Origin of the sequence: Pseudomonas wayambapalatensis (assembly GCF_049942315.1) — a bacterium.
In the GTDB taxonomy this organism is placed as follows: Bacteria; Pseudomonadota; Gammaproteobacteria; order Pseudomonadales; family Pseudomonadaceae; genus Aquipseudomonas; species Aquipseudomonas wayambapalatensis.
Genome location: NZ_JBNFMU010000002.1, coordinates 1 through 1677 on the forward strand (window position 1 = coordinate 1; position 1677 = coordinate 1677).

The 1677-nt window shown below is 55.9% G+C and carries 2 pseudogenes; both read left to right on the forward strand.

The features are described from left to right. Window positions 1-5: 5 nt before the first annotated feature. A pseudogene (locus tag ACPZMI_RS00010) lies at window positions 6-496 on the forward strand (transposase); the annotation flags it as partial. 63 nt (window positions 497-559) lie between these two features. Then, window positions 560-1677, forward strand: a pseudogene (locus tag ACPZMI_RS00015) (IS3 family transposase); the annotation flags it as partial.

The following is a 1677-nucleotide window of genomic DNA, read 5'->3' on the forward strand; positions in this document are numbered from 1 at the left end:
GTGCCATGAGTCGTCAGCGTTACCCCGAAGAATTCAAGATCGAAGCGGTCAAGCAAGTGACCGAAAAAGGCAAACCTGTCGCCGAGGTCGCCCAGCGCCTGGGCATGTCCGTGCACAGCCTTTACGCCTGGATCAAGGTCTACAGCAAGCCCCGAGAACAGCGTCAGCAAGACGATGATCAGCACGCTGAACTGCGTAAGCTGCGCGCTGAACTCAAGCGGGTGACAGAAGAACGAGACATCTTAAAGAAGGCCGCCGCGTACTTTGCCAAGGAGTGCGGCTGAAGTACGCCTTCATCAAGACGCACTCGACAGATTACCCGGTGCGGCGCCTTTGCCAAACCCTCAAGGTGCATCCCAGCGGCTACTACGCTTGGTTGGCTGAGCCTCAATCTGCCCGAGCAAAAGAAGATCGCCGTCTGCTTAGCTTGATCAAACATGCTTGGCTCGAAAGCGGAGGTGTGTACGGCTACCGCAAAATTCACGATGACCTGCGTGTAGTGGTCTACTAACCCCGGACACCCATTTAGGCGAGAATGCTCGCCACAGAGAGGTGTCCGATGACCAAGCAACGCCGTACTTTTACCCCTGAGTTCAAGCGCGAAGCTGCATGCCTGGTGCTCGATCAAGGCTACAGCCATGCCGAAGCGGCCCGTTCGCTCGGCTTGGTCGAATCAGCACTGCGCCGATGGGTTAATCAGCTTCAGCAGGAGCGCAGCGGCGTTACGCCGGCCAGCAAAGCGCTGACGCCAGAGCAGCAAAAAATTCAAGAGTTGGAAGCCCGGATCGCGCGCCTTGAACGTGAGAAATCGATACTAAAAAAGGCTACCGCGCTCTTGATGTCGGAAGATCTCGAGCGTACGCGCTGATCCGCCAGCTCAGCGACCATGAGCCCGTTGATTGTTTGTGCAAAGTGTTCGAAGTCACTCGCTCAAGTGACTACGCACATCGTAACAGAAGGCGAACTCCGGACGCTGAACGACTGCGGTTGCGCAGTCGAGTGAGTGAGTTGTTCACGCGATATCGAAGTGCGCCCGGCAGCCGTACCATCATGGCAATGATGCGAGAAGAGGGTGAGCAAATCGGGCGGTTCAAGGTACGCCGCCTGATGCGTGAGCTGGCGTTGATCAGCAAGCAGCCAGGATCACATGCGTATAAAAAGGCCACAGTGTAGCGGCCAGATATTCCGAACACCTTGAACCGAGCGTTCGATGTCGAAGCGCTAAATCAGGTCTGGTGTGGAGACATCACTTACGTCTGGGCACAGGGAAAATGGCACTACCTGGCGGTTGTCCTGGACGTCTAAGCACGCAGAGTGGTTGGCTGGGCCTTATCAGAAAAGCCGGATGGAGACCTGGTGGTCAAAGCCCTGGACGTCGCTTTCGAACAACGTGGAATTCCTCAAGGATTACTGTTCCACTCTAACCAGGGATCGCAATATGGCAGCCGTCAGTTCCGCCAGAGACTGTGGCGCTACCGCATTCTCCAGAGCATGAGCCGCCGAGGGAACTGCTGGGATAATGCACCGATGGCGCGTGTTTTTCGTAGATTGAAATCAGAGTGGATACCCACCACGGGCTACCTGACCGGGCAACAAGCTCAACGAGACATTGGCCAATACCTGATGAGCCACTACAACTGGATCCGACCTCATCAGTTCAACGATGGACTGGCTCCG